At 53.8% G+C, this 25999-nt stretch carries 24 protein-coding genes and 1 tRNA gene; 7 read left to right on the top strand and 18 right to left on the bottom strand.

Going from position 1 to position 25999, the window contains the following annotated elements; genetic code table 11:
* Both ACESNI_RS14410 and ACESNI_RS14405 read right to left on the bottom strand, forming a co-directional pair.
* Positions 1-174 (bottom strand): helix-turn-helix domain-containing protein (locus tag ACESNI_RS14410; RefSeq protein WP_373088108.1); only part of this gene is annotated, 174 nt, incomplete at its 3' end.
* Between the two features lie 146 nt (positions 175-320).
* A complete protein-coding gene (locus ACESNI_RS14405) occupies positions 321-1088 on the bottom strand; it encodes a hypothetical protein (RefSeq protein WP_373088099.1) in 768 nt (255 codons plus the stop codon).
* Between the two features lie 1039 nt (positions 1089-2127).
* On the opposite strand from ACESNI_RS14405, the gene ACESNI_RS14400 reads away from it, so the two are divergent.
* Positions 2128-2757 carry a hypothetical protein gene (locus ACESNI_RS14400; RefSeq protein ID WP_373088097.1) on the top strand — a complete coding sequence of 210 codons (630 nt, stop codon included), beginning with the start codon at positions 2128-2130 and terminating at the stop codon, positions 2755-2757.
* 588 nt (positions 2758-3345) lie between these two features.
* Here the strand turns inward: ACESNI_RS14400 and ACESNI_RS14395 are convergent.
* The 5 genes from ACESNI_RS14395 to ACESNI_RS14375 form a co-directional block, all read right to left on the bottom strand.
* The gene (locus ACESNI_RS14395) at positions 3346-5622 is read right to left on the bottom strand and encodes an AAA family ATPase (protein WP_373088094.1); all 2277 of its coding nucleotides are present in this window, start codon (positions 5620-5622) and stop codon (positions 3346-3348) included.
* Positions 5623-6423: 801 nt separating this feature from the next.
* Positions 6424-6500, bottom strand: a tRNA-Arg gene (locus ACESNI_RS14390).
* Between the two features lie 421 nt (positions 6501-6921).
* Positions 6922-8112: an amidohydrolase family protein gene (locus ACESNI_RS14385; protein WP_373088091.1), complete on the bottom strand. Its 1191-nt coding sequence runs from the start codon at positions 8110-8112 to the stop codon at positions 6922-6924.
* Positions 8113-8233: 121 nt separating this feature from the next.
* Entirely contained in the window at positions 8234-8872 is a 639-nt protein-coding gene (locus ACESNI_RS14380; RefSeq protein ID WP_373088088.1) for a peroxiredoxin, read from the bottom strand.
* A gap of 94 nt (positions 8873-8966) precedes the next feature.
* Entirely contained in the window at positions 8967-9911 is a 945-nt protein-coding gene (locus tag ACESNI_RS14375) for an ABC transporter ATP-binding protein (RefSeq protein ID WP_373088085.1), read from the bottom strand.
* Between the two features lie 156 nt (positions 9912-10067).
* Here ACESNI_RS14375 and ACESNI_RS14370 point away from each other — a divergent pair, with 156 nt between their 5' ends.
* The 5 genes from ACESNI_RS14370 (at position 10068) to ACESNI_RS14350 (ending at position 14953) form a co-directional block, all read left to right on the top strand.
* Complete coding sequence (locus tag ACESNI_RS14370) at positions 10068-10220, top strand: hypothetical protein (protein ID WP_373088082.1); 153 nt, start codon at positions 10068-10070, stop codon at positions 10218-10220.
* 18 nt (positions 10221-10238) lie between these two features.
* Positions 10239-10418: a zinc-finger domain-containing protein gene (locus ACESNI_RS14365; protein ID WP_373088079.1), complete on the top strand. Its 180-nt coding sequence runs from the start codon at positions 10239-10241 to the stop codon at positions 10416-10418.
* Between the two features lie 28 nt (positions 10419-10446).
* Complete coding sequence (polA, locus tag ACESNI_RS14360) at positions 10447-13314, top strand: DNA polymerase I (protein WP_373088105.1); 2868 nt, start codon at positions 10447-10449, stop codon at positions 13312-13314.
* A gap of 48 nt (positions 13315-13362) precedes the next feature.
* Positions 13363-14001 (top strand): MarC family protein, encoded by a 639-nt coding sequence (locus ACESNI_RS14355; protein ID WP_373088076.1) that lies wholly within the window; start codon positions 13363-13365, stop codon positions 13999-14001.
* A gap of 340 nt (positions 14002-14341) precedes the next feature.
* Entirely contained in the window at positions 14342-14953 is a 612-nt protein-coding gene (locus tag ACESNI_RS14350; RefSeq protein WP_373088074.1) for a hypothetical protein, read from the top strand.
* 78 nt (positions 14954-15031) lie between these two features.
* Here ACESNI_RS14350 and ACESNI_RS14345 read toward each other — a convergent pair whose 3' ends face one another.
* Together ACESNI_RS14345 and ACESNI_RS14340 are read right to left on the bottom strand one after the other, a co-directional pair.
* Positions 15032-15658, bottom strand: coding sequence for a trimeric intracellular cation channel family protein (locus ACESNI_RS14345; RefSeq protein WP_373088071.1), 627 nt, complete (start codon positions 15656-15658; stop codon positions 15032-15034).
* Between the two features lie 56 nt (positions 15659-15714).
* On the bottom strand, positions 15715-16701 hold the full coding sequence (locus ACESNI_RS14340) for a 2-hydroxyacid dehydrogenase (RefSeq protein WP_373088068.1): 987 nt from the start codon (positions 16699-16701) through the stop codon (positions 15715-15717).
* Between the two features lie 185 nt (positions 16702-16886).
* Here ACESNI_RS14340 and ACESNI_RS14335 point away from each other — a divergent pair, with 185 nt between their 5' ends.
* The gene (locus ACESNI_RS14335) at positions 16887-17384 is read left to right on the top strand and encodes an SH3 domain-containing protein (protein WP_373088065.1); all 498 of its coding nucleotides are present in this window, start codon (positions 16887-16889) and stop codon (positions 17382-17384) included.
* A 2-nt stretch (positions 17385-17386) separates the two neighbouring features.
* On the opposite strand, the gene ACESNI_RS14330 is transcribed toward ACESNI_RS14335, so the two are convergent.
* The 9 genes from ACESNI_RS14330 to rbfA form a co-directional block, all read right to left on the bottom strand.
* Positions 17387-17986, bottom strand: a complete 600-nt coding sequence (locus ACESNI_RS14330; RefSeq protein WP_373088062.1) for a DUF3501 family protein — start codon at positions 17984-17986, stop codon at positions 17387-17389.
* Between the two features lie 4 nt (positions 17987-17990).
* Entirely contained in the window at positions 17991-19340 is a 1350-nt protein-coding gene (locus tag ACESNI_RS14325; RefSeq protein WP_373088059.1) for a heterodisulfide reductase-related iron-sulfur binding cluster, read from the bottom strand.
* A 96-nt stretch (positions 19341-19436) separates the two neighbouring features.
* Complete coding sequence (locus tag ACESNI_RS14320; RefSeq protein ID WP_373088057.1) at positions 19437-19856, bottom strand: rubrerythrin family protein; 420 nt, start codon at positions 19854-19856, stop codon at positions 19437-19439.
* Between the two features lie 131 nt (positions 19857-19987).
* Entirely contained in the window at positions 19988-20401 is a 414-nt protein-coding gene (gene irrA, locus ACESNI_RS14315; protein ID WP_373088055.1) for an iron response transcriptional regulator IrrA, read from the bottom strand.
* 115 nt (positions 20402-20516) lie between these two features.
* On the bottom strand, positions 20517-21917 hold the full coding sequence (locus ACESNI_RS14310; protein ID WP_373088053.1) for an NAD(P)H-dependent flavin oxidoreductase: 1401 nt from the start codon (positions 21915-21917) through the stop codon (positions 20517-20519).
* 146 nt (positions 21918-22063) lie between these two features.
* Entirely contained in the window at positions 22064-24166 is a 2103-nt protein-coding gene (pnp, locus tag ACESNI_RS14305) for a polyribonucleotide nucleotidyltransferase (RefSeq protein WP_373088051.1), read from the bottom strand.
* Between the two features lie 218 nt (positions 24167-24384).
* Positions 24385-24654: a 30S ribosomal protein S15 gene (rpsO, locus tag ACESNI_RS14300; protein WP_373088049.1), complete on the bottom strand. Its 270-nt coding sequence runs from the start codon at positions 24652-24654 to the stop codon at positions 24385-24387.
* Between the two features lie 16 nt (positions 24655-24670).
* Positions 24671-25567, bottom strand: a complete 897-nt coding sequence (gene truB, locus ACESNI_RS14295; protein ID WP_373088047.1) for a tRNA pseudouridine(55) synthase TruB — start codon at positions 25565-25567, stop codon at positions 24671-24673.
* 6 nt (positions 25568-25573) lie between these two features.
* Entirely contained in the window at positions 25574-25963 is a 390-nt protein-coding gene (gene rbfA / locus ACESNI_RS14290; protein WP_373088045.1) for a 30S ribosome-binding factor RbfA, read from the bottom strand.
* Between the last annotated feature and the right edge of the window lie 36 nt (positions 25964-25999).

The raw sequence follows: 25999 nt of genomic DNA, 5'->3' as shown, positions 1-25999 counted from the left end.
TGGCTTCTTATTGATGAGCCCTTGCTCACCATGTTCAACGTACGCTTTACGCCATCTGAAATAAGTTGACCTTGGTATGCCAAAGTATCGGTAGGCTTTAGCGGCGCTCCCAATTTCCTCAGCTCTTTTAAGGACTGCAAGTTTACGTCTAATCTCTCTTTCATCAGTAGTCATCGTCAAACCCTCCATGTAATCAATTTACATGAAGAGTCCCGCAAGTTCGTATATTCCTACAGCCTGGCTCCCGCACTTTTTGATATGTTTCGGAGGCAATATTCGAGTGCTGGTCGAGCGCAATCTAATAAGATCGAAATTAATGGCTAGGTTTCTGCCTTGGGCGCAGGAGGATAGAATTCCGCTTGCCAACTGCGTTTGAGCTTAGAAAACGCACGGCAAGTGGAGAAGCCCTGCCTCCAATCGGCTGGGAAAAAGGCGACGAGGATTTCTCCGACCTGAATTGCAAGGCGACCCATTTCCGAGATGACCGCTTTAAGCGCTGTCGCTTCAATGAACGGGCCAATAACAGCGTCGCCGTCCCTCTCCGGGCGCATCATCCAAGCAGACTTCATCGTCGGATGTGCAGCCAGTTCAGAAAACATCTCGTATATCTCGAACCGCTTCTTCGTTGTTAACCCATCTCGAGCGTCTAAAGTTTTTCGGACCTTTGCCGGCCCAAACTCCTTCATTCGAGATTTCTTGTTAGCAAATCGCCACTGCTCGATCAGCGAGCGGTCGCCTTTGAAGAGATCAAGCAGAAAAACCGTTTCTAGAATGTCGCGCATAATAAGTGCGCTGTTCTGATTATATCCAGATAGCGCTAGTTTGAGGCTTGAGCCGAGCGCATTAAAGGTGCGCATACCGAGAAGTTGCGCGACTTTGAGGTCCTCATCGTTCGTTGGAAATTGGCGAAAGACATCGGCGACGTCCATCGCCGCCTCGACCGCGGAAAGATGCAGTTGCAGAAACAAATCATTTGCAACGAGAGCCCGAGCTTTGCTGCGTAATTGCTCTTCCTGAGAGTGCAGGCTTGCCAATTTTGTGTGGGTGATATCGCTAGGCTTATGCATCAAAAGCGGGTCTACTGCCATAGGGAGTTATTGCAGTTCCGGACGACCAAGAAAGTGCCAAACGCTGGTTGTGCCTTGAAATATGCTACGTGCGAATGCTCTGCACCCAACGCAGCGGCGAGTTTTGTGCGCGTTATCTTTGACCTGGCTCCGACTATAACCTGGGCGAGTTTCAAGTGCGTGGAAAACGGTTTGAAATACAGCCCATCCTCATTGATACTTTCGCTGAGAGGACAGAAGCATCTGTATTCCGATTCATAACGCCATGCAGTGAACTTTGTGAGTAGCAATTTGTCGAAATCAGCATTTTGGATTTCGCTGCCCGCTGGCACGGATAGCCGTTTCTGCTGGTATTTGATCGGCAAATAGGTATCGGTACCCGAAACGTCGAATGCGACCGCCATGCCTTGGTGCTTGTCAGCATAGTGACTCCAGAGTAACGGGTTTGACCATTTTCGGCTGAAACATAAAATGCCGCAATTGTCGTTGCGCGCATCCTTCCATTGTTTCAGCTTTGCACGAATTTTTTTGTCTCGAAGGTTGCAGCCAAGTAACTCAAATGGGTCATTAAGCTCGCTGATACGGGCGATCTTTAGCCGCCGCTTCTAGATCGCGAGCAATCCATATTTCTGTGTAGTAAAATAGTATAGGCGCATGAGTTTACTATAATAAGTAGTAGGTATTACCCTTCGCTAAAGTAAGGCGTTACTGCCGGAAATACAAATGATTTTCTATCTCAATGTTTGCGAATTCACCTTTGATGCAGCAATCGATCAGACTAAAGTCGCATGCGCTGCGTTCTAGCTTGGACGATTTAATTGGTGATAGCTGCCCTTCGCGGCACAAAAACGAATTGGCAAAAAGAGCTCGAAGTGGACTGTCGGTATAAACGAGCATTCTTAAAACCAACAAAACACTGACGGCCCAAAGCCGACATTCGGCGCCATATTGAACGCTAAAATATAGCATCACCGAAGCGGGCATTGGTGAATGTCGAAGTGCGCGTTGGTCGACTTCAATGAGGGTTTGCAGTCAGGCGTAACGGGTCTACTATTATTTCATGAAATCAGCCCAGTATTCAGATCTTGACCGCGAGATCATCGTGCTTTCAGCCGTTTGGGACCTAATTGGGTCAATGGTGCACTACGCTCATTTTGAGAAAAGGCATCGCCTAGAAGAAACAATGCTGATGTTTAAGACCCACGAGTGTAGCAAACTCTTCTTGATCATTCTTGCCGACTTTCTTTCGCTACCCAGAAGTGGCACGTTTGGCCTCTCACACCGGTCTGGTTCGGGAAGCCTTGCTAAGACCTATTTGGGAAACATACTTGACGTCGGCGCTAAGCCCCATTTCGGGAGGGACACAACACTTCTAACTTCGTCAGCTACCTCTTTCGCTGAGTGGCTTGATGGATCGGTCAGCGTGGATAAGGTCTGGCTTCCATCGATTGAGCGAGAAGGAAGCATCACAGTCCAGCGGATGAATTACTTGAAGATATGTGGTACTGCGTCAAAGCACGGCTTCACCCGTCTCGGTGACATAGTTAGGAAAATTCAGAAAGTGTTGGCTGACAATGGCACCGACATCAATGAGGGTCAAAGCTATCTCGTGATCCCAGAATTTCAGGAATGGTTCCGAGATCATGTCTTCATGGCTAGTTCGACGGCAGTAGCGTTTTTTTTTAAATGAGATCCGCTGGGGTATTTACCACTATCTGCGGTCCGAGTTTGAATGTGCATACCAGCCCTATATGTCGGGTGGCCATCAAGCCTACCGATTTAACGTCCCGACAGAAATCACTGATCCGCTAATCCGCTCTATGTATTGGGAGCTAATGAATGCCGTTAGGAGTGAGCCCTATTTTCCACGCTTTTCTGTACAGCGGCACCTGCTGGCGAAGTTCTGACGTGGGGCAGTTCATTCTGAATATCTTGCGGCCTAAACCGGCCATTACCGATGTCTTCAAGCGCTGTGATGCAACTTTCTCCAACGTAGTATTCAGCTGTCCGAAAAAATACTCTTCTAAAAGCTTCTTCAACTCCTGAATTCTCACAACATCTTGGTTCGGGTTCGAACTGGTATTTGCAGAATGTAACCTGCTCCGAAGGGATGCATAGGACTTTTCAAAGGGTGCATACTACTTCTGAGCGGGTGCATCGAAGATCGCAGTGGATGGCTCGGAGGAGAATGTCTCACTGCATCGTCCACAACTTGCCAAATTAGATCAATAAGGGTTGCCATGACAAAGTCATCCTTAATTTTTTGAGGGGTTCGTTTTCAGCGGCAGGCCGCGCACATTCTTCTATGGTGATCCTTCCCCACTTCTTCGATGAATTTAATGCCTGCCTCTGCTGCGCGAATAGCTTCCTCCAGGGTGAGGTCTGGCAGGGTTCCAAGCCCTTCGATGGTTCCATGAGATTCAATCTGGACGAGACGCTCGAGTGCCCTCACATCGAGCTTGTCTTTCACCGCTTCGTGGTGGTCACCAAGTGCTCCTGCGAAATTGGACTGTCCTGGTGAACAGAAGGTCGCGAACATCTCAAGAAGTTTACGGGTCGCGTTCGGAAGCAAGAAGACATAGTCAGTTGTCTTATTCTGTGCCGCGTCCTGAACCAAGCTGAATAGGTAGTGGTATTCGCTGTCATATTTCACCAAAAGCTCGTGCATCGGCACAAGCGACGTAACACGGCCCCCGTCTCCGGAACTCCGGCAATCCAGCGAAAGGAGCGCTGTAACCACTTTGGTTTCGTCCCGTTTTTGGAGATTTTGAAACTCACGCTTCACCATATTCATGAAGCTCGTGTTGTGAGTGAGAACGATGACCTGTGCGCATTTTTTTGTCATGCGCGTCATCAAGCTATAGGCATAGGTACGCGCTGCAGTATCAAGGCTCGAAATCGGGTCGTCAATAACCAGCACCAGATCTTCGAGCTTGCGGCCTTCAGCGGCCAGCTGGGTCAGGTAATAGCAAAATGAAACCGCTGTGCGCTCCCCTTCGCTCAACTCTGTTGCCGGTTTCCCGCTTGGTCGCAGAATTTTGTATCCGCCATCCTCGGCAACAAGGCGAAGCTCTCTGTGCCCCAGATAGGCCCAAATGAATTCGTTCATCTTGTCTGCGCCAACACCGTGGTCATGTAGGTCGTTGAGAAGCTCTAGCTGGCGGTCGGTAAGATCCTTCTCGCCTTTTTGTGCAGTTTCCCATTCAGCCTCACTGACTTGCACCTCCTTCTGGAGGTCGTTCCAGTCGCTTTGATTGGTTGCCAGAACGTGAGTTTCGATTTTAGTGAATGCATCTTTTTGCAATGCTGCGAAGCTCGCCAAGGCGTCGTTGTGCTTCTTCATGGTCGCGGCCAATGCAACTTCGATCATCGCATATTCCGCAAGCCATTTTTCGAGTTCAAAGCCTGCCAGTTCACCCGTGACCACCACGTTTTTGGTGGGATTTGCCACTCTTTCTTCTAAGCCATTTAGAAGCTTACCGACACACACGCCGAGTCGCTGGATGGCAGTCTCCATAGACGCTTTGTCCTTGGCAAATGCATCGCGCTCCTCTGCGGTGATTTCAGCCTCCTTCGGGATGCAACGATAGAGTTCCCGTAGGGCTGTTTGGTGTTCCTGGCCACGCTTCACCGCGTCTTCAAGGGTACTCAATGCCTCGGCCCACGACTTATCGAACAAAGCACGGAGTTGGGTGCGGCGGTCTTCCGAAAACGGATTTCCGCAAAGCAGGCAGTCCGTCAAATTGTGGCCGTCATGATAGTGAAGTCCTTCCTCGACCCATCGAAGAGCATTCGAATGAGCTTCGAACTCTTTCTGCGCAATGCCGGAAACACTCTGAGTAAGAAGCGATCGACCTGCTTTGAACCAATCAGCCAGACCTTCTGGCAGGTTCGGAGAAAATGGAAGGGCTGGCAGTGGCTCTCGCTGAGCAAGCACCTCTTGATACCTCCTGAGATCACCTTCGGAAAGCTTTTTCTCAGTGCCGAAAGATGCCTTTGAGTAATGTGCCCGGATTTTCCGAGCATCGTAGGACTGCGTGTAGGCGCTCGATGACGCCACTTCTCGGATGTTACGAGCCACTCGAGTCTTGAAATCCGATAGGCCCTTATTGGCCTTTTCCTTAGCTTTATCTTTCACCTTTGTTCTTTGCTTCGCGGTCGAAAGTTTCGGAGCGATCTCATCAAACTCTTTTCGAGCATCGACCTTTTTTTCACTCAGATAGGCAATCCCCTTAGTGCTACTGGCGTCCCACTGGAAATTCCGGGATACAAAGTCTGTATTGAAAACCAGAAGGTTGTTCTCGAATGGGCTAGAAATCGGGTCTTGCGAAACGGCTGTGCCGTCCGAAGCTTCAATTTTGAAAGTCGTTTCTGCTGGTAAGCGCTCTTCGAGGGTTCCTCGTTCAATCGAGGAAAGAACCCTTGATAATGTAGTCTTTCCAGATCCGTTGAATCCATAAATCAGGGTGCGGGGTGCCAACACCAAATCAACTGGAGAGGAAAAATCTTTCCACACTCCAGCTTTTTTCAACTCAGAAATACGATTGATGAGCACGTCCGGGTCTTTCGGGCAATTGGCTTAGGGTTACAAACCAGATATCTATTTCAATCTAGGATGCAGCAAAAGATACGATTTGACAACTGAAAGTTGTTCGCGGTGGGCTTCGGATACCAATTGGCCAACGACCGTTTTCTTTATTTGATTAGCATGCAGATATGCTTCGCCAACCGTCGGCACTCTGCTCCAGCGGCAACAAAGACACCAAGGGGGCGATCTACAGCGCGAAGGTTTTCTTTCCGCCCATGATAGACGTTCGTTGCTGTGCCTTTTATTGCTGCTGCGGGCTCGGAGTTGACATTAGACATCTCCTTCAATGTCTCCTCTTGGCACTTGACGGAATTGGTTAACACGCTCTGGAAATTTCCTCATTCGAGCGTAGAGTGGACGTGAACTGCCACCAAACTTTACGCCATTGTAAAAATACCTCTTGCGGTGAGAAGGGGCCCTATAAAGAGGGTGGGCCATATTTCCCAGTCCCGATGTCCCCGACTCCCTTTCTTTGCATCACTGTTAAGTTTGGGTAAGTGAGATGCTGAGGCGCTACACATATTTGGGTCGTTTTGTGCTGGAATTTCCTCTAAGTTACCTCAACCATCTCGTGGGAGGTAGTGTCACAGAAATCCAGCCAGCGATATAAACTAGAAGTGAACACTTTCGCATCACCCTCAGAAGCCTCGATGTTGATAAGTAGAACACCAATCATTGTCGCGGGGTGCCCTCAGGGTGCCCCAATCGCGAAGGATTGGAATCCCTCAAATATAAAGTTTTCTAAATTATTGATTTTATTAAGAAAATTGGTGCACCCGACACGATTCGAACGTGTGACCTCTGCCTTCGGAGGGCAGCGCTCTATCCAGCTGAGCTACGGGTGCTGAGATGGACACCTGCTATAGCCCAAGCATCCAGTCGTTGCAACGGTTTTAGGCATAATGGGCGCCAAAAAGAGGGGCGGCTTAGGGGCCGCGCCGTAACTGTTAGATTTTGGCCCGGTTTTCGGCATGGCGGCGGTTAGCGATGACCGTCGGCGAGAGATCAGAGGCTTTAGGTGCCGGGATCGCTTTTTTCAAATCAATCTCCCCACTTATCCGCTGGGGCTTGCGCAGATTTACTTTCTAAAGACGTTCAAAATCAGATTGAATAGACATGAATTGCTCCTTTCTGACATCAACGGGTGGCATTCCCCGATCCCGAGGCTGGCCACCCTTAATTTCAAAAATATCATATAGTAAATCTGGCAAAAAGTACAGACGCCTGCTGATTTTTATGGGCTTCGCAGGTCTCAGGCAACAGACGTTAGAATGAAGTCACCTGCCGCCCGTTTTTGACCACCATCCGGTGATTTTTCCGGGCTGCCGCCATCAGGATATTCTCCGTCGGGTTTCCGTTCACAATCAGCATGTCCGCCTTGTTCCCCGCCTTGATGCAGCCACGATCATTCAGTTCCATCAGGCTATGAGCGACGGAGGTGGCGCTGGTAAGGGCATCGGTCGGGGTCATGCCGCAATCGACCATATAGGACATTTCCATGGCGTTTTCGCCATGCAGATTGAACGGGGTACCGGCGTCGGTGCCCATGGCGATCTTGCCGCCGGCCTTGTAAAACATCTTGAAGCTGTCTTTATGCTTCTCAAAGACACGCCGGGATTTTTCGACCACATAGTCGGCAATCCCGTTGTCGGCGTTATTCAGGATATTCTGCACTGCTGCCAGTGTCGGCACCAGATAGGTCCCCCGTTCCATCATCGCGTCCAAGCATTCCTGATCCATGAAAATACCATGCTCGATCGAGGTAATGCCAGCCAGAACCGCGTTCATGATCCCTTCGGCACCCTGGGCATGACTGGCCGAGGTTTTATGGAAGCGTTTGGCCTCGCTGACGCCGACCTTCATCTCGTCGGCAGAGTAATGGGCATCCTCGGGGTTCACCCCTGGCGTCATGACGCCGCCGGTCGCCATGATCTTTATCAGGTCACTGCCGGCATGGATCTGCTCGCGGACGGCCTTTACAACTTCGTCGCAGCCATCGGCGATGCGACCGTTACGGTTGCCATGGCCACCAGTCATGCAGATCATCTTGCCCGATGCCATGATATTGGGGCCGAAAAAGCGGCCACTGTTGCAGGCATCGCGAACTGGAAATTCGAGATATTCCCGGCCGCCGCAGTCCCGCACCGCCGTTATGCCCGATTTCAGCGAGAGTTGTGCATTTTCAAGAACCCGCAAAGTGATTTCGCCGGGGTTGACGCCCTCAATGCTAGCGTGCGGATTGGCCTCCCCCTTGTAGACAAGATGAACATGACAGTCGGCGATGCCGGGCATCAGGGTCCCGCCGGAGGTATCAACCCGATCCCCCTGATAATCGCTGAATTTGTCGGCTGGGGCGACGTCCTTGATCTGGTCGCCTACAACCAGAACCGCATAATTTTTTAGAAGGGTGCCAGTGCCATCAAAAACATCGCCGCCACTGTAAAGTGTTTCTGTCATGATATGAATTCCGTATTATTGTTTGATTTCCACCAATATGGCACGAACTTCCCCCCTTTTACCAATAAAAAATCGGGCGAAATACCGCCCGATTTTCGAATTTCCACTTTGCGGAAAGCTGTCAGCGATTTGGTTGCGGCGTCATGCGCAAATAAGGTTTCAGTTCCTTCCAGCCTTTCGGGAACATCTTCTTCATCTGCTCCGGATCGGTGATGGCGGGGACGATCACGCAGTCATCGCCGTCCTGCCAGTTCACCGGCGTCGCCACCTTGTGATATTCGGTAAGCTGCAGGCTGTCGATCACACGGAGGATCTCGTCGAAATTACGGCCCGTGCTGGCGGGATAGGTGAGGGTGAGACGGAGCTTCTTGGCCGGATCAATAATGAAGACCGAGCGCACCGTCAGGGTATTATCAGCCTTCGGATGGATCATGCCATACAGATCAGAAACCTTGCGGTCCTCGTCGGCGAGAATGGGATAGTTGACGCGGCTGCCCTGCGTCTCCTCGATATCGCCAAGCCAGCCCTTATGGCTTTCGACGCCGTCGACGCTTAGGGCGATCGGTTTCACGTTGCGCTTGTCGAATTCGGGTTTCAGACGGGCGACCTCAGCCAGTTCGGTCGTGCAGACGGGCGTAAAGTCCTTGGGGTGGGAAAACAGGATGGCCCATTTATCGCCGATCCAGTCATGAAAATGAATGTCCCCTTCCGTGGATTTTTGCGTGAAATCCGGGACTACGTCGCCTAGTTGAATAGTCATCTTTCCCTCGATCAGATTATTAGGTTTGTGGGAGGCTGATGTTATTCCGCATCGCGACTGTTTGCAAATAACAAATTGGGATTTTAAATGCTTATTAGCGACCTGATGTCATTTTCAGGAAGGCATCTTCCAGATCCGGCTCTTCTGTCGTCAGGTCGATGATATCAAAGCCTTCCTCGGCAACGGCGTTCAATATTCTTGCCATCTGGGTTTCGCTCGGCCGATAATTAATACTGAGGCGGCGGCCATGGGACAGGGTCGCGTTAAATTTTTTCAGGTTTTCAGGAACAGCGGTGATATCCCGGTCGAGTATCAGGCAGACATTTTTCATATCGAGCTTGCCAAGCAGGCTCGCGGTTGGCTCGCAGGCGACCACTTCACCATGGTTGATGATGGCAATGGTGTCACAGAGCTGTTCTGCCTCCTCAAGATAATGCGTTGTCAGGATGACGGTCGTGCCCGCGTCGTTCAGCGCCTTCACATAGGCCCAAAGCTGTTGTCGTAACTCGATATCGACGCCGGCGGTGGGTTCGTCCAGGAACAGCACCTGTGGGTTATGCACCATGGCCTTGGCTACCAGAAGCCGTCGCCGCATCCCGCCGGAGAGAGTACGGGCGTAGACATCGGCCTTGTCGTCCAGCCCCATAGCGGTCAGGATTTCATCCGTGCGCCGCCGGGATTTGGGCACCCCGTAGAGACCAGCCTGAAACTCCATGACCTCGCGCGGGGTGAAAAAGGCGTCGAGATTTAACTCTTGCGGGACAACGCCGACCGCACTGCGGGCCGCCCGCATCTCCTTTTCGATATCGTAGCCGCAGATTTTCACTTGGCCGCTGGTTTTATTGACGAGACCGGCAATAATATTGATCAGGGTTGATTTGCCCGCGCCATTGGGCCCGAGCAGACCGAAGAACGAGCCACGCTTGACCTCGAGATCAATATTCTGGAGCGCTACCTTATCGGGCCTCCGGCCTTTGACCTTGTATATTTTTGTGAGACCCCGAACTTCCAGGGCCGGTGCCAGAGGTACATCGTTCATAACGGTTTTCTATTCTTTAGCATATAATGAAGTGCGGGCTGTCTCCAAGATGCCCGCAGCTAAACCGGCGGAGAGGCGGTGCCCGTCGGCTTGCCTAAACACATAGAGGCGGGTTCTGTCCGATGCAAGTGTCTTTTCAACGCCGGTAATCCGGAAATGCGCGCCGAAGCGGCGTTATGGCGGACCAATCGGGCGAAAGGCTCATTTCTCGGTTGCGTCGGCGGCGGCAATCGATATCATCCGTCCATTACCGCCCCCGACCGGATCGGGGGTGATTGGCGCGCGGCCCGACGGGCCGCGCGAATTTGAAATAAGTGAGGCAGGTCTATGGAAGCCCTTGAAACAGTTGAAGTTGACAGCCCGAAAGTCGCCTGTGACGGCGCCAGGGGAGCGTTGGGACATCCGCGGGTTTATCTCAATATGGGGGATAAGGGGTTTGTGGACTGTCCCTATTGTGACCGACATTATACATTGAAGACGGGCGCGAAGGCGGACGTTGGACATTAAGACCGAGAAACAGACAGAGGCGACAGGCATGACCGAAGCGGATGTCACGGGAGACCCTGGACAGAAACACAGGATTTATCTTGTCGACGGATCGGGATATATTTTTCGTGCCTACTTCGCAATGCTGCGCGGACGCGCGCCGATCAGCCGGTCCGACGGGACGCCGACAGGGGCGGTTCTGGGCTTTTCCAATATGCTGTTCAAACTGATCCAGGACACTCAGGCTGATGGCCGGGTCAGCCACCTTGCCGTTATTTTTGATACCAGCCGCAAAACATTTCGCTCCGACATTTATCCCGAATACAAAGCCAACCGGGACGCGCCGCCCGATGACCTGATCCCGCAGTTCCCGTTGGTGCGTGATGCCACCCGCGCCTTCAACGTCCCTTCTATCGAGAAAGAGGGGTTTGAGGCGGATGACATTATCGCGACTTACGCCATGCAGGCCCGCCGGCAGGGAATGGAATGTGTGATCGTCTCGTCCGATAAGGACCTGATGCAGCTGGTGGGCGGCGACGTTACCATGCTCGACCCGATGAAAAACAAGATCATCAATACGGACGAAGTCCATGAGAAGTTTGGGGTCGGACCGGAAAAGGTGATTGATATTCAGGCGCTCGCCGGAGATAGCGTCGATAATGTTCCCGGGGTTCCCGGCATTGGTGTCAAGACGGCCGCGCTCCTGATCAACGAGTTCGGCGACCTTGACAGCTTGCTTGCCCGTGCCTCTGAGATTCCGCAAAAGGGCCGCCGGGAAAAACTCATCGAATTTGCCGACATGGCCCGCCTCAGCCGCGACCTCGTGACGTTGAAAAGCGACGTCGAGCTTGATATTGATGTCATGGACCTGACGGTGCAGTTGCCGGATGCTGCCGACCTGATGGCTTTTCTGGAGAAAAACGAGTTCAAGCAGCTTGTCGGACGCGTGAAGGAGTTTTTTGGCGCGGAGTTTCGCAAAGACGCCGCTGAGCTGCCGGAAATGGCGACGGGGGCCGCGGAAACCGGAGCGGCAAAAGCGCCTGAAATCGCCCGCGTCTATACCACCGTTCTCGATATGGACATTTTGCGCGACTGGATAAGCCAAGCCGAGCGGGCGGGACAGGTAGCGGTCGATACGGAAACCACCAGCCTGAACGCCATGCAGGCAGGGCTTGTCGGGATATCCCTTTGCATATATCCGGGAACGGCCTGCTATATTCCGGTTGGGCATATCCGCCCAAAAGCCCAGGGCGGGTTCGATTTTGACGGCGATGCGGGCGAGGGGGTAGACGACATGCCGGTTCAATTGCCGAAAGCCGATGTTCTGGCCGCTCTCAAACCCCTGCTGGAAGATCCGGGTGTGCTCAAAATTGGGCAAAATATCAAATATGACCAGGTCATCCTCGCCCAGGAAGGCCTCACCGTCAGCCCGATCGACGATACCATGCTGCTTTCCTATTGCCAGGACGCGGGGCTTCACGGCCACGGCATGGACGAGCTTTCCCGCCTGCATTTCGATATTTCGCCCATTCCCTTCAAAGAGGTCGCCGGGACCGGAAAATCGCAGATCACCTTCGCTGAGGTCCCGATTGACAAGGCGACGGAATATGCAGCGGAAGACGCGGATATCACCCTGCGCCTGCATCAGCATTTGAAGCCGGGTCTTGTGCGCGCGAAGTCGGTGAGCCTGTATGAGACGATCGAGCGGCCGCTGGTTCCCATCATCGCCAAAATGGAACAGGAAGGTGTCAAGGTCGACATCGCGATGTTGAGTGAACTGTCGGAGGATTTCGGCAAGCGGATGACCGAGCTTGTCGGTGAGATCCATGAACTCGCCGGGGAAGAGTTCAATGTGGGGTCGCCCAAGCAGCTCGGTGAGATCCTGTTTGTCAAAATGGGCCTGCCCGGTGGCAAGAAGGGTAAGGCTGGTGCCTATACGACAGATGTCACCGTGCTTGAAGGATTTGCCGCGGAAGGCGTTGAGCTTGCGCAGAAAATACTGGACTGGCGGCAGCTGTCCAAGCTCAAAAGCACTTATACGGATGCGTTGCAGGCCCAGGTGAACCCAAAAACCGGACGTATCCATACGTCCTTTTCGCTGGCCGCGGCCTCGACCGGGCGGCTCGCCTCGACCGAGCCGAATTTGCAGAATATTCCCATCCGTACGGAGGAAGGGCGCAAACTGCGCCAGGCCTTTATCGCCGAGCCGGGACATAAGCTGATCAGCGCCGACTATTCCCAGATTGAGCTCAGACTGCTTGCTCATATCGCCGATATAGCCTCGCTGAAAGAGGCATTCGCCGAAGGGTTTGATATTCATGCGAAAACCGCCTCGCAGGTGTTTGGCGTCCCCATTGAGGGGATGGACCCGATGATGCGGCGATCCGCCAAGGCAATCAATTTCGGCATTATCTATGGCATCAGCGCGTTCGGCCTGGCGCGGCAGCTCAACGTCTCGCGCACCGAGGCACAAGGGTATATCGAGCAGTATTTCATCCAATATCCCGGCATTCGCCAGTATATGGAGGCAACCAAGACCTTCTGTCACGAGCATGGCTATGTCGAGACGATCTTTGGTCGCCGCGTCCATTTGCCGGGGATCAACGACAAGAACGGGGCACGGCGGAGTTTTTCCGAGCGCGCCGCCATCAACGCGCCCATTCAGGGCTCGGCCGCGGATATTATCAAGCGGGCGATGATCCGGCTGCCGCAGGCCCTGATCAAGGCAAATCTTGGCGCGCGGATGCTGCTGCAGGTTCATGACGAACTCATCTTTGAAGTTCCCGAAAGCGAGGCTGACAAAACGGCGGCGCTGGTCAAGTCCGTTATGGAATCGGCGGCGCTGCCAGCGCGCGAAATCTCGGTTCCGCTGATCGTTGATACCGGGATCGGGGATAACTGGGGCGAGGCGCACTAGGGGGCGACGGCAATCGCCGTCGGGCAGGCGTTCTGATAGGGGGATACCATGGTTGAAACGGCGCTAATTGCCTTTACGACATTTTTCGCCACCATTGGCCCGCTCGATGTAGCGGCGATCTTTGCCGCGCTTACGCGGGACAGCACGCCCCGGGAACGGCGCCGGATGGCCGCCAAGGGGACATTGATCGGCGGCGGCATATTGTTGTTCTTTGCCCTATTCGGGAAGGCGGTCCTGATCGGTTTCGGCATCACGCTTCCGGCGCTGCAGGCGTCGGGTGGTATCCTGCTATTGCTGATCGCCATTGATATGGTCTTCGCGCGGGAGTCCGGCAGCACCTCGACAACCGACGCGGAAAATACCGAGGCCAGGGCCAAGAAGGACGTCTCGGTCTTTCCCCTCGCAACGCCGCTCATCGCGGGGCCCGGTGCCATCGGCGCGGCCGTGTTGCTGGTTGCCGGGGCTAAAGGGGATACGGTGCACGCGACGATTACCATTGCCGTACTGCTGGGCATGTTGCTGGCGACGTTTCTGCTGATGCTGCTGGCGACGCAGGTTCAGAAACTGCTTGGCGTGACGGGACTTCATGTTATTTCGCGGATTGTCGGCGTTTTGCTGGCGGCCTTGGCGGTACAGTTTATATTCGACGGCATTCAGGCCAGCGGGTTGTTATCCGCCCAGGGATAGACTTTGCGGAACGCCTTGATTCGGAATATTGAAATATTAACTATATTTCTAAAAAAATTAACCATTTCAACGACATAAAGCGTATTTTCGGATTTCGTCAAAAAGCCAGCTTTCCTGCTAATCTGCAACCTTTAGTTAAATTTTTAGCTAAATCTATATGAAATTTTGTTGACATCAGGGCCTCGCTTTGCCACATTCCTGACATAAAGCAGCGCAAGTGCAGATTTTGCTTAAATAACTTGTGTTGAACAGACTGACTTTTTATTTGTTTTAATTGAAGCTGGCGGACAAATTCGGAATTGTTCAAACCGTCGTTTTTAAATTTTAGTGGAGTACCATTATGAAAAATCTTATTAGCGCATTTATTGGCGTTGCGGGTGCCGCCTTCTTACTTATCGCACCGGCGCAGTCTGCGACCGTAACATGGACAAATGATGTTCCTGTTGCTGACACAGGTGTCCCCCATTATACAAGTAAATCCGCCACCGGCGCGGTTTACGAAAATGTCACCACGTCGCAGAGCGGTTTATACCGTTCGCCGTGGGAAGGAACGGCACTGGAAAATATCGGAACCTATACGTCGGTTTCCGCAGATACCTACGCCTCCTACGTTTTCGATACTGCAGTCAGCAAGATCAGCTTCATGTGGGGTTCGGTTGACGATTATAACCGTCTCGAATTCTACAACAATGGGGCCTGGGTTGATTTCCTTGCCGGAAGTGACAGCCAGCTTGACAGCGCCCAGAAGACAACCGGGTTCATTCTCGCAACTGTGATGGCAGGCGGCCTTTTTGATGAGGTTCGTTTTATCTCCGCTTCAAATGCCTTTGAATATGCCAATCTCTCGGCTGTTCCTTTGCCGGCCGCGTTGCCGCTCTATGGTGCAGGCCTTGCCGTGATGGGGTTTGTCGGCTGGCGTAAACGCCGTAAGGCTGCTGCCGTCGCCGCATAGCGGATAGACAAATATACAGACGAATTGGCGGCCTTTAACGGGCCGCCATTTTTTTGGCCGCAGTGTTTTTTGCTCCCCCTACTTATACGTTTTCCCGGCCCGGCTGTATCGGGGCAGGGACCAGCCAAACAGGATCGCGCCAGCCCTGAGGGCAAATCCGGCGGATATGCCGATACCGGCGGCAATGGCCGGGGAGGTGACGACCTCAACAAGACCGATATAGAGACCGGCGCTGGTCAGCGCCGCTGTGGCGTATATTTCCTGCTTGAGAAGCAGCGGGATTTCATTGGCGACAAGATCACGGGCAAGGCCACCAAAAGTTGCCGTTATAACCCCCATGACAATGGCGGGAAGCGGCGCGGCACCGGCGCTGCGCGCAATTTCGGCCCCGAGTACGGCAAAGGCGCAAAGGCCGATCGCGTCACACCACAGTAGCAGGATATAGCGTTTGTGAACCCGGTGGGCGAAAAAGAAAAGGGCCGCGGCGATGCCCAGGCAAACGAGCAGGTAGCGCTGATCCGCAATCCAGAAAACCGAGCGGTCAAGGATCAGGTCGCGTGCCGTCCCGCCACCAATGCCGGTTAAGGTCGCGATAATGCCAAAGCCGATGAGGTCCATCTGCTTGCGGCTGGCGACGAGGCTGCCGGTCGCAGCGAAAACCGCGACGCCTATCAGGTCAAGAAAGGTAACGAATTCTGGAAACACAGCTGGCCCTCACCCCAAAACGGCATGATCGGCCAGAATGCCTGCAAGCGCAAGAGTTACAGCATTGCCTGTATCACCCGGTCGGGCGGAGTATGGCCGTCGATGAATGTCTTGATGTTGATCAGGACCTTCTCACCCATATCGATCCGGCCCTCAATTGTTGCCGATCCCATATGCGGGAGCAGGATCACATTATCAAGCTCAAGCAGGCGCGGATTCACCGCCGGTTCGTGTTCGAACACGTCAAGTCCGGCGCCAGCGATTTTCCCGTTACGGAGCATGCGGGTCAGGGCATTCTCATCCACGACTTCGCCGCGCGACGTATTCACCACATAGCAGGTCGGTTGCAACAGGGCGAGCCTGCGGGCGTTCAGCAAATGGAACGTCGCCGGTGTATGCGGGCAGTTGATGGAGACGATGTTCATCCGCGCCAGCATCTGGTCGAGACTTTCCCAATAGGTTGCCTCTAACTCGCTTTCAATATCGGCGGGGAGGCGATTGCGGTTATGGTAATGGATCGACAGACCAAAGGCACGGGCGCGGCGGGCAACCGCCTGACCGATACGGCCCATGCCGACAATCCCGAGGCGTTTTCCCCAGATCCGGTGGCCAAGCATGCTGGTGGGCGACCAGCCCGTCCAGCTTCCGGCACGCATGACCCGCTCGCCTTCCGTCAATCGGCGGGGAACCGCCATGATCAGGGCCATGGTCATATCCGCCGTATCCTCGGTCAGGACGCCGGGCGTGTTGGTGATGGTGATCCCCCGCTGGCGCGCGGTGGCAAGATCGATATGATCGACACCGGTGCCGAAGCTGGCAATCAGTTTCAGGTTGGGGTTAGTCTGGCTGAGAACGCCGAGGTCGATCTTGTCCGTGACCGTCGGAACAAGGACATCCGCCAGCTTGACCGCCTCGATAAGCTGCGCTTGGGACATCGGGATGTCGTCATGATTCAGTCTTGTATCGAAAAGCTCCATCATGCGGGTTTCGATCGCATCGGGAAGCCTACGGGTGACAACGACAATTGGTTTTTTCTTCGACATTTGACGACTCTCTTGTTTCTGGTCTCTATTGTGGCACGACCGACAGACTTTATCTAGCAGATCACGGGAACGGATACAATTGCCACCTTCGGCCAAGCCCGCGTGTTTTTGCGCACTTGACCCGGTGGCCCGCCACACGGCATAAAGGCTATCGTTCGTGCTTACAACCTGAAGGTTTCCTCATTGTGAAATTTCGTTTCGTCCTGCTTTGTTTTTTCAGTGTCGTCTTTTTGTCAGTTCAGGGTTATGCCGAGCCAACCGGATCGGAAACCGGGCTTCCCCTGCCGCGGTTTGTCTCGCTGGGGTCCGACGAGGTGAACGTCCGCACCGGACCCGGAACGCGCTATCCCATAAACTGGGTTTTCAAACGCCGCGGCTGGCCGGTCGAGATTATCGAGGAATATGAGCTTTGGCGCCAGATCAGGGACATTGACGGCGCCACGGGGTGGGTCCACAAGACCTTGGTCAGCAACCGGCGGACGTTGATCATTACCGGTGATGTCCGCGCCATTTATGAGGAACCGGAAACGGATAGCCCGGTCGTTCTGCTGGCGGAACCGGGGGTCCTTGGAAAGCTGACGGAATGCAACGGCCGCTGGTGTGAGATCGAAATCGCCGGCCTTTCCGGCTGGCTGATGGCGGACCAGTTTTATGGTGTCTATGCCAACGAAAAAATCAGGTAGCGCTAGTCACTTAAATCCTCGGTGAGGGCCTTGCGGACATCGCCCAGAATCAGGGCAATATGACCGTAATTCTCATGTTCGACGCCCAGCATGACATCGACCTTCTTATCCTTGAACGCTTTTTTCTGTTCATCCGTGAACGGAAAATGCAGGAAATGGATTGATGATGCCTTGCCGTCATCCGTCGTCCGCTCGACATCCTGTTCGGGAACGGCCATGATTTTCTCTTCACCGACGGCGATGTAGATTTTTTCCTCGATATGGCCGAGCTGGCGAAGCATGAAATCCCGCCGGACAGGGTCGTCAATTTCAATCATGAAGGTGGCGACAAGCTCAGAGCCATTGGGAATAAGAGGATTGTAGGCATCCAGCTCATCCTTAAGCTGCAGATCGCCGCCCTTTTCGATATAGAGCATCTCCTGGATCTGCGACCACATGGTCTCGTAATTCTCAAAATAAAACGTGGCAAACGGTCCAACGGCGATGCGGCGATTCTTCTTGATCTGAACCAGCTTCTGTTTGTGTTCCTTGCGTATTTTCTGATACTCGCCAAGCGACAGAATATCATCAGCGGTGATCTGGCGATTGGGTGTGGTGGTCATGGTCTTAATCCTTAGCTGTCAGGCCATAGGCTTTGGCCAGTAGTTCAATAGGGTGTAATGCCGTCCGTGTGATGACGGCATCGGGGTCCTGCTTTTCGATCCCCTGCATCAAATGTTCTGCCGCCAGCGGGCATTCTGACGCGATATATCGCGCCTTGGAATTGAGCGCCGCCTTGGCAGCGGGCTTACCAACTTTAAGCGCTGTCTCATAGTTCCCCTTCATAATCCCCCAAGAGCCACCATGGCCCGAGCAGCGTTCGACCACCTTGATGTCGGCTTCAGGCAGCAGGCGAAGCATCTCGGCGGCTTTCGCTCCCATATTCTGGGCACGGGCATGACAGGCAAGATGGACGGCGACACTGTCGCCAAGCGGGGTCATCCCCTCGGCCATGCCTTCCTTCTTGGCAAATTCCATTACATATTCCGACACATCGAAGGTTGCCCGCGACAGCTTGTGGACTGCCTCATTATCGGGCGCCAGCAGGGGCCACTCGAATTTCAGCATCAGTGCGCAGGAGGAGACGAGGGCGATCACGTCATAGCCCTTGTCAACCCAGATACCAAGCTCGGCCGAGACGCTCGCAGCATTCTCGACTACGCCCTTCAGGTCGCCCTGCTCCATGAGGGGCATGCCGCAGCATCCGGGATAAACAACCTCGGTCTCGATTCCGTTCCGGGCCAGAACCCTGCGGGTTGCCTCGCCGGTTGCCGGGTTGTTAAAATTGCCGAAACAGGTGGCATAGATCACTGCCTTGCGGCCATAGGCGGGCGCGTCCTTGTTGAGTTCCAGCGGATCCTCGGCCGCGCGTTTTACCAGCGTTTTCGCTTGGTACTTCGGCAGAGCGGCGTTCCTGTCAATATCGAGGGTCTTCTCCATGATCCCGCGGGTCAGGCCATTGGATGTTTTCGACGCCCAATTGGCAATCGGGGCGACCGGCGCCATCAGTTTGCCGTTTCGATCGGTTTTCGCAAGTTCGCGCGGAACCAGCTTGTCCTTACCCTTATGTTTTTCGGTGGCACGATAACGCAGCATCAAATGGGGGAAATCGAGGTTAAACTCATGGGGCGGAACGTAAGGGCATTTGGTCATGAAACACATGTCACAGAGCGTACAGGCATCCACAACCGGCTTGAAATCTTCTGACGCGACGCTGTCGAGCTCCTCGGTTTCCGAGCCGTCAATCAGATCAAATAGCCTTGGAAATGAATCGCACAGGTTAAAACAGCGCCGACAGCCGTGACATATGTCGAAAACGCGGCGCAACTCGTCGTCCAGTTTTTCCTCATCGTAGAAATCAGGGTTGGTCCAGTCAATAATATGCCGGGTTGGAGCGTCGAGACTACCGTCGTGCATTACATGTTCCTGATAATCTGAAATATGTAGAAAAGGGAATGGCGGGCGAAATCCTGCCGCCACCCCGGAATTGTGACTGCTTAAACGTCCGGCGGATTAGTCGCCGAGTGAGTCAAATGCCTTCTGGAAACGACCCGCGTGGCTTTTTTCAGCTTTGGCGAGGGTTTCGAACCAATCAGCAATTTCGTCATGACCTTCGTCACGCGCCGTTTTTGCCATGCCAGGATACATGTCTGTATATTCGTGGGTTTCCCCGGCAATCGCGGCCTTCAGGTTATTGTCGGTGGCGCCGATGGGCAGGCCCGTTGCCGGATCACCAACTTCTTCGAGGAATTCCAGATGGCCGTGTGCATGACCGGTTTCGCCTTCCGCGGTTGAGCGGAAAACAGAAGCAACGTCGTTAAATCCTTCAACATCGGCTTTCTGCGCGAAATAAAGGTAACGGCGGTTGGCCTGGGATTCGCCGGCAAAGGCATCTTTCAGATTTTGTTCGGTTTTGCTTCCCGATAGAGACATAAAGTCCTCCTAGAATGAGTGAAATGTCTGTTCGTCATCAAACAGGCTTGCTTTATGAATATATGATTGTTGGGGGAGGCTGTCAATAGATTAGAATTCTTCTAAACAACTAATCCATGCCGTCGGCCGGGCTAGCGGGTCGTGTTCACCCGGACGATGACATCGACACTGCAAATCTCTGTTCCGGCAGGCAGCGCTGGTATATTTTCGACGGTAAGGGAGCTTTTCGGAATATCTTCCAGTGCACCGGTCTGCTCATGGAAAAAATGATGATGCGGTGTCATGTTCGTATCGAAATAGGACCTGCTGGAATCAACCACGACCTCCCGCAACAGCCCCGCCGTTGTGAACTGATGCAGGTTGTTATAGATTGTCGCCAGCGAGACCGCGACCCCAGACTCCATGGCTTCGCCGTGCAGCCGTTCGGCTGTCACATGCCGGTCGCCTTTGGTATAGAGCAGCTGTGCCAGCGCCAGACGTTGTTTGGTCGGCCGCAGCTTCGCATCTCTGATTTTCTTTTCCAGATCAATCGGGTGTAATTGCATAATTCAACAACACTTCTTCTAATTGGCCCACCATTATGGCCAGCCATACCCTTTATATATAGTATTTATTATAATAATTCAAATCCGCAATAAACTTGCGCGATTTATTGCCGTCTTATTTGCCGGTCATGATCTGGTCGACGAGCTGTTTTACCGTCGGGATGAAGCCGTTGTCGTAGAACGGATCACTCGCAAAACGGTAGGCCCCGTGGCCCGCGAACATCAGGTTATTATCAATATTGGAATCGGAATGGATCACGTCCTGCAGGGTTTTCTGGATGCAGAAGCTGCGCGGGTCTGCCTTGCGGCCCGTATTGCCCTTTTCGCCTTCTGCCCAGTTGGAGAACTTGCACTGTGACAGACAGCCCATGCAATCAATCTGGTCCTTGCGGATTTCCTGCATTTTCAACGGACTGACGAATATCAGGGTTGAATCCGGGGTTTTGAGGCCCTCGGTAAAACCGTCATTGATCCATCCCTCGGCACGATCCTTGTCCTCCGCCGTCAGGTAAACCTCACGCTTGCGGGCGCCGATGCCAAAGGCGGTATCGTGGGCGCCGATAGGCTCGTGCGAAAAGGCAACCTGGCGCTCGGACCGGGCTTTCAGTTCATCGAGAAAATCGTTGCGGACGGCCGACGACCAGAATCCAGTCGGGCTGAACTTGTTCAGGAAAACGTCGCCCTTTTTCAACGACCCCAGCCGTTTTTTCCAGGCGTCAGAGATCGGGCTTTCCTGGGTCAGCAATGGGCGGGTGCCGAACTGGAAGGAAATCGGGCCGATTTCCGGGTTGTCCAGCCAATGTTCCCATTCATCCACATGCCAGACACCGCCGGCCATGACGATGGGGACGTTGTTGAGGCCAATTTCATTCATCAATTTGCGCAAATCCGCGACCCGGGGGTAGGGGTCCTCCGGCTTTAACGGGTCCTCGACATTGCTGAGGCCATTATGCCCGCCAGCCAGCCACGGGTCTTCGTAAACCACGCCGCCGAGCCAGTCTGAAAATTTATGATAGGCCCGTTTCCACAGGGCGCGAAACGCGCGCGCGGAAGAAATGATCGGATAGTAGTGGATTTTGTAATCTGAGGCGATCTGGGCAATGCGGTAGGGCATGCCAGCGCCACAGGTAATACCGTGGATGAGGCCCTTGGTGCTTTCCAGAACCCCGTGAAGGATCCGTTCAGCGCCGCCCATTTCCCACAGCACGTTCATGTGTATACGACCTTCGCCGCCGGAAAGCTCATGGGCAAGCCTTGCCTGCGCGATCCCACCCTGAATGCCATAGGCCACGAGTTCCTCATGGCGGTCCCGGCGGGTACGGCCATAATAAACTTGCGGAATAATATTCCCGTCTGCATCGAAGCTATCGGCATTTACGCCGGAAAAAGTCGCAACACCTCCCGCCGCCGCCCAGGCGCCCGAGCTCTGCCCTGACGACACAGCAATGCCTTTTCCGCCCTCAACTAGGGGCAACACTTCCTTGCCGGACAACATGATCGGATTTAGCGGTTTCACGGGCACCCCAACTGTTCATTAACCAACGTCACCTAACACTTAATGTACTCAGGCTAAAGCATCAAGTGACAACTACGAACGAGGGCGGACAGATCATTCAAATCTTCCCCGCCCCCGGTCTCATTTAACCAATGACAATTGGCAGTTTAGCTTGATTCAGCCGTCTTGGCTTCTTCTTTTTCGACAGCTTTCATGGACAGCCGTACTTTACCGCGGCCATCGATCTCGAGCACTTTCACTTTAACCTCGTCGCCTTCATTGACGACATCGGTTACCTTGCCGACCCGCTGGGCGGCCAGTTCGGAAATATGAACGAGACCGTCGCGGTTGCCGAAGAAATTAACGAAGGCACCAAAATCAACGACTTTCACGACTTTACCGGTATAGATCACCCCGACTTCAGGATCATCAACGATTGACTTGATCCAGTTAATCGCAGCATCGGCGCTTTCCGTGGTGGTTGCCGCTACCTTGACGGTACCGTCATCCTCGATATCGATCTTGGCGCCAGTGACTTCGCAGATTTCGCGAATGACCTTGCCGCCGGTTCCGATAATGTCGCGGATCTTGTCTTTCTGGATCTGCAACTGAGTGATGCGCGGTGCGCCATCACGAACACCGTCCCGCGCGCCGTCGATTGCCTTGCCCATTTCATCGAGAATATGCAGGCGGCCTTCGGTGGCCTGGGCCAGCGCGATGCGCATGATTTCCTCGGTGATGCCGGATATCTTGATATCCATCTGCAACGAGGTGATGCCATCACTTGTTCCGGCGACCTTGAAGTCCATGTCCCCGAGATGATCTTCATCCCCGAGGATGTCAGACAGGACCGCAAATTTGCCGTCTTCTTCCAAGATCAGGCCCATGGCGATACCGGCCACCGGCCGCTTCAGCGGGACGCCCGCGTCCATCAGGGCGAGGGAGGCACCACAAACCGTTGCCATGGAGGACGACCCGTTTGATTCGGTAACCTCCGAGACGATCCGCAATGTGTAGGGAAACTGGTCCTTGGAGGGGAGCAGCGGATGAACCGCGCGCCAGGCAAGCTTGCCATGGCCGACTTCGCGGCGTCCGGTGAAGCCCATGCGACCGACTTCACCGACCGAATAGGGCGGGAAGTTGTAATGAAGCATGAAATTCTCGCGATATTCACCACCGAGCGCATCAACGATCTGCTCGTCCTGACCCGTGCCGAGCGTGGCAACGACGAGAGCCTGGGTTTCACCGCGGGTAAACAGGGCGGAGCCATGACTGCGGGGAAGAGCCCCGACTTCCGCGACGATCGGGCGGACGGTCTTGGTGTCACGGCCATCGATGCGGGTACCGGTTTCAATGATGTTGCCGCGAACGATCTGTTTCTCGATTTTCTTGAGAATGTTGCCAGCGGCTTCCATCTCATCATCGGCCAGACCTTCAACGGCGGCCTTCTTGGCGGCGGAAACCTTTTCCGTGCGGGTTTGCTTCACCTGCTCTTTATAGGCATCCCGCAAGGCCGCTTCGGCACTTCCTTTCAGTTTCGCGGAGAGGTCCTTGTCGAGTTCCTGGGGCGCAAAGTCCCAGGGTTCTTTCGCACATTCCTCAGCCAGGCTGATGATGGCATCAAGCACGGTCTGCATTTCGCGGTGACCAAACATCACGGCGCCGAGCATTTGTTCTTCGCTCAGCTCATGTGCTTCGGACTCAATCATCAGGACCGCTTCCGATGTCCCGGCGATGACAAGGTCAAGTGCCGTTTCCGGCATCTGCGACGCTGTCGGGTTGAGAACATAATTTCCGTCGATATAGGCGACGCGGGCGGCGCCTACCGGGCCCAGGAACGGGATGCCGGAAATCGTCAAGGCTGCCGAGGCGCCGATAAGGGCGACCACATCGGGGTCATTCTCCATATCATGGGCGAGAACAGTACAGACAACCTGGGTTTCATTTTTGAACCCGGAGACAAAGGACGGGCGCAATGGCCGGTCGATCAGGCGCGAGGTCAGCGTTTCCTTCTCGGACGGGCGACCTTCGCGTTTAAAGAAGCCACCCGGGATCTTGCCGGCGGCAAACGCTTTTTCCTGGTAATTGACGGTCAGCGGGAAGAAATCCATTCCCGGCTTCAGTGATCTGGCCGCAACCGCCGTGCAGAGAACCTGTGTTCCCCCGTAGGTGATCATGACTGCGCCGTCAGCCTGACGGGCGATTTTTCCAGTTTCCAATATGAGCGGACGTCCGCCCCACATCACTTCCTTGCGATGTACTTCAAACATTTTATTTCCTTCCAACGCAGGAACAGCCCCATGCCGTCCTGCCAATATCCGGGACCCTATGCCCCGGTCTTATATAACGTAATGTCTTCTTCTTTTGCATCGTCGACGGCAAATGGCCAACTAGATGCGGCAAACGCCGATGTGCAGTGGGCCAAGCCCAAGGCAGTCACCGGCGTTTGAAGGGATCGAGATCTTGTACAGATCCATAAATCTCATTATTATTTACGTATTCCAAGACGCTTGATTGTCGTCTGGTAACGTGCTTCTTCGACCTTTTTAAGGTAGTCGAGCAAACGGCGGCGACGGCTAACCATTTTCAAGAGACCACGGCGCGAATGAACGTCGCCTTTATGTTCCTTGAAATGATCTGTCAGATTGACAATCCGTTCCGTTAAAATAGCAATCTGCACTTCCGGTGACCCTGTGTCCCCTTCGGTGGTTGCATATTCCTTGATCAAATCTGCTTTTCTTTCTGCAGTGATCGACATCGGTATCTCCTAAAGTTTAAATATTAAAAATCCGAACGGGAAACAGCCTTTCGTCTTTGATTTTAGCTATTCCGATAGGGGTTTTCCCGGCCATTGCGCAGACTATTCCGTCTGCTTGATCTGGGGCTGCCACGTCATTGCCGTGCCGAAGGCGATTTGCCTCAGGTTCCGTCATGGCCAGTGCCGGGATGTCGTCCAGCGCGGTCGTTATCGGAAGCAGGTCCTCAAATTCTGCGGGACACTGCCACAGCTTCTCCAACTTATCCAGCGAAATCGCATACTTTTGCAAAAAAGGGCCAACACGCGTGCGCCGGAGGGCGGTTAAATGGGCCACTGTCCCGAGTTTGATCGCCATATCACGGGCGAGCGACCGGATATAGGTCCCCTTTCCGCAGGTAACGTCAAAAACGCTATGGTCCTCATCAATATGATGAACCAACTCTAATGCTACTATATGGACATTTCGTTCCGGCATATCAAGTTCAGCCCCGGCCCGGGCCAGTTTATAGGCGCGTTCCCCCTTGATCTTGATGGCGGAAAATGCCGGGGGGCACTGGCTTATGGTACCGGTAAAGTCAGGAAGGATCGCCAGGATATCGTTATCTGTTGGCCGTTTCGGTGATGTCGCGGTAATCTCGCCCTCGATATCATCGGTGTTGCGCGCCTCACCCCAGCGGGCAGTGAACCGGTATTCCTTGGTGTCATCGACGATGTAGCCAGCGGTTTTTGTGGCCTCCCCCAGGGCGATCGGCAACACGCCCGTCGCGAACGGGTCCAGCGTTCCGGCATGACCGGCCTTCTGGGCGTTCATGATCCGCTTGACGGCACCGACGACTTGCGCGGATGTCCTGCCGACAGGTTTATCGATATTCAGCCATCCATGTATGGGATTGCCCCGCCGGGTGCGTGCCATCGGCGGTTATTCGGCTCCGTCCGGATGCTTGTTCTTGCGGATAAGATCGTCGATATGACGGGCGTAATCGAAGGAATCGTCCTTTTTAAACATCAGCTTCGGCGTGAATTTCATCGTCAGCTGACGCCCCATTTCCGCCTGTATAACACCGGCCGTCCGGTTCAGGCCCGCAATCACCGCTTCTTCATTGGCACCGCCGAGCGGGGTGACATAGACAGTCGCATTGCGCATGTCCGGGCTTGGCTTGACTTCGGTAATCGTGACCGACGCCCCGGCCACGTCCGGGTCATGAATGATGTCCTTTGTCAGCACCGCTGCAATGATATGACGAAGCTCCTCGCCGACGCGGAGCTGTCGCTTGCTGGCGGTCTTGTGACCTCGTTTTGCACTTGCCATGAGAGTTCTCCGCGATTTCCATCAACGCCCTGAAAG

The organism is Sneathiella sp. (assembly GCF_041689005.1).
Lineage (GTDB): Bacteria > Pseudomonadota > Alphaproteobacteria > Sneathiellales > Sneathiellaceae > Sneathiella.
This window is presented reverse-complemented; position numbering and strand designations above follow the sequence as displayed.

Bases quoted from the DNA above. Each gene is read 5' to 3' on its own strand.
- ACESNI_RS14355 (WP_373088076.1), top strand. From the start codon at position 13,363: ATGGTTGAAACGGCGCTAATTGCCTTTACGACATTTTTCGCCACCATT.
- irrA (WP_373088055.1), bottom strand. From the start codon at position 20,401: ATGCAATTACACCCGATTGATCTGGAAAAGAAAATCAGAGATGCGAAG.
- ACESNI_RS14400 (WP_373088097.1), top strand. From the start codon at position 2,128: ATGAAATCAGCCCAGTATTCAGATCTTGACCGCGAGATCATCGTGCTT.
- ACESNI_RS14350 (WP_373088074.1), top strand. From the start codon at position 14,342: ATGAAAAATCTTATTAGCGCATTTATTGGCGTTGCGGGTGCCGCCTTC.
- ACESNI_RS14365 (WP_373088079.1), top strand. From the start codon at position 10,239: ATGGAAGCCCTTGAAACAGTTGAAGTTGACAGCCCGAAAGTCGCCTGT.
- ACESNI_RS14340 (WP_373088068.1), bottom strand. From the start codon at position 16,701: ATGTCGAAGAAAAAACCAATTGTCGTTGTCACCCGTAGGCTTCCCGAT.
- ACESNI_RS14330 (WP_373088062.1), bottom strand. From the start codon at position 17,986: ATGACCACCACACCCAATCGCCAGATCACCGCTGATGATATTCTGTCG.
- ACESNI_RS14375 (WP_373088085.1), bottom strand. From the start codon at position 9,911: ATGAACGATGTACCTCTGGCACCGGCCCTGGAAGTTCGGGGTCTCACA.
- truB (WP_373088047.1), bottom strand. From the start codon at position 25,567: ATGGCACGCACCCGGCGGGGCAATCCCATACATGGATGGCTGAATATC.
- polA (WP_373088105.1), top strand. From the start codon at position 10,447: ATGACCGAAGCGGATGTCACGGGAGACCCTGGACAGAAACACAGGATT.
- pnp (WP_373088051.1), bottom strand. From the start codon at position 24,166: ATGTTTGAAGTACATCGCAAGGAAGTGATGTGGGGCGGACGTCCGCTC.
- ACESNI_RS14380 (WP_373088088.1), bottom strand. From the start codon at position 8,872: ATGACTATTCAACTAGGCGACGTAGTCCCGGATTTCACGCAAAAATCC.
- ACESNI_RS14405 (WP_373088099.1), bottom strand. From the start codon at position 1,088: ATGGCAGTAGACCCGCTTTTGATGCATAAGCCTAGCGATATCACCCAC.
- ACESNI_RS14325 (WP_373088059.1), bottom strand. From the start codon at position 19,340: ATGCACGACGGTAGTCTCGACGCTCCAACCCGGCATATTATTGACTGG.
- rpsO (WP_373088049.1), bottom strand. From the start codon at position 24,654: ATGTCGATCACTGCAGAAAGAAAAGCAGATTTGATCAAGGAATATGCA.
- ACESNI_RS14370 (WP_373088082.1), top strand. From the start codon at position 10,068: ATGCGCGCCGAAGCGGCGTTATGGCGGACCAATCGGGCGAAAGGCTCA.
- ACESNI_RS14320 (WP_373088057.1), bottom strand. From the start codon at position 19,856: ATGTCTCTATCGGGAAGCAAAACCGAACAAAATCTGAAAGATGCCTTT.
- ACESNI_RS14385 (WP_373088091.1), bottom strand. From the start codon at position 8,112: ATGACAGAAACACTTTACAGTGGCGGCGATGTTTTTGATGGCACTGGC.
- rbfA (WP_373088045.1), bottom strand. From the start codon at position 25,963: ATGGCAAGTGCAAAACGAGGTCACAAGACCGCCAGCAAGCGACAGCTC.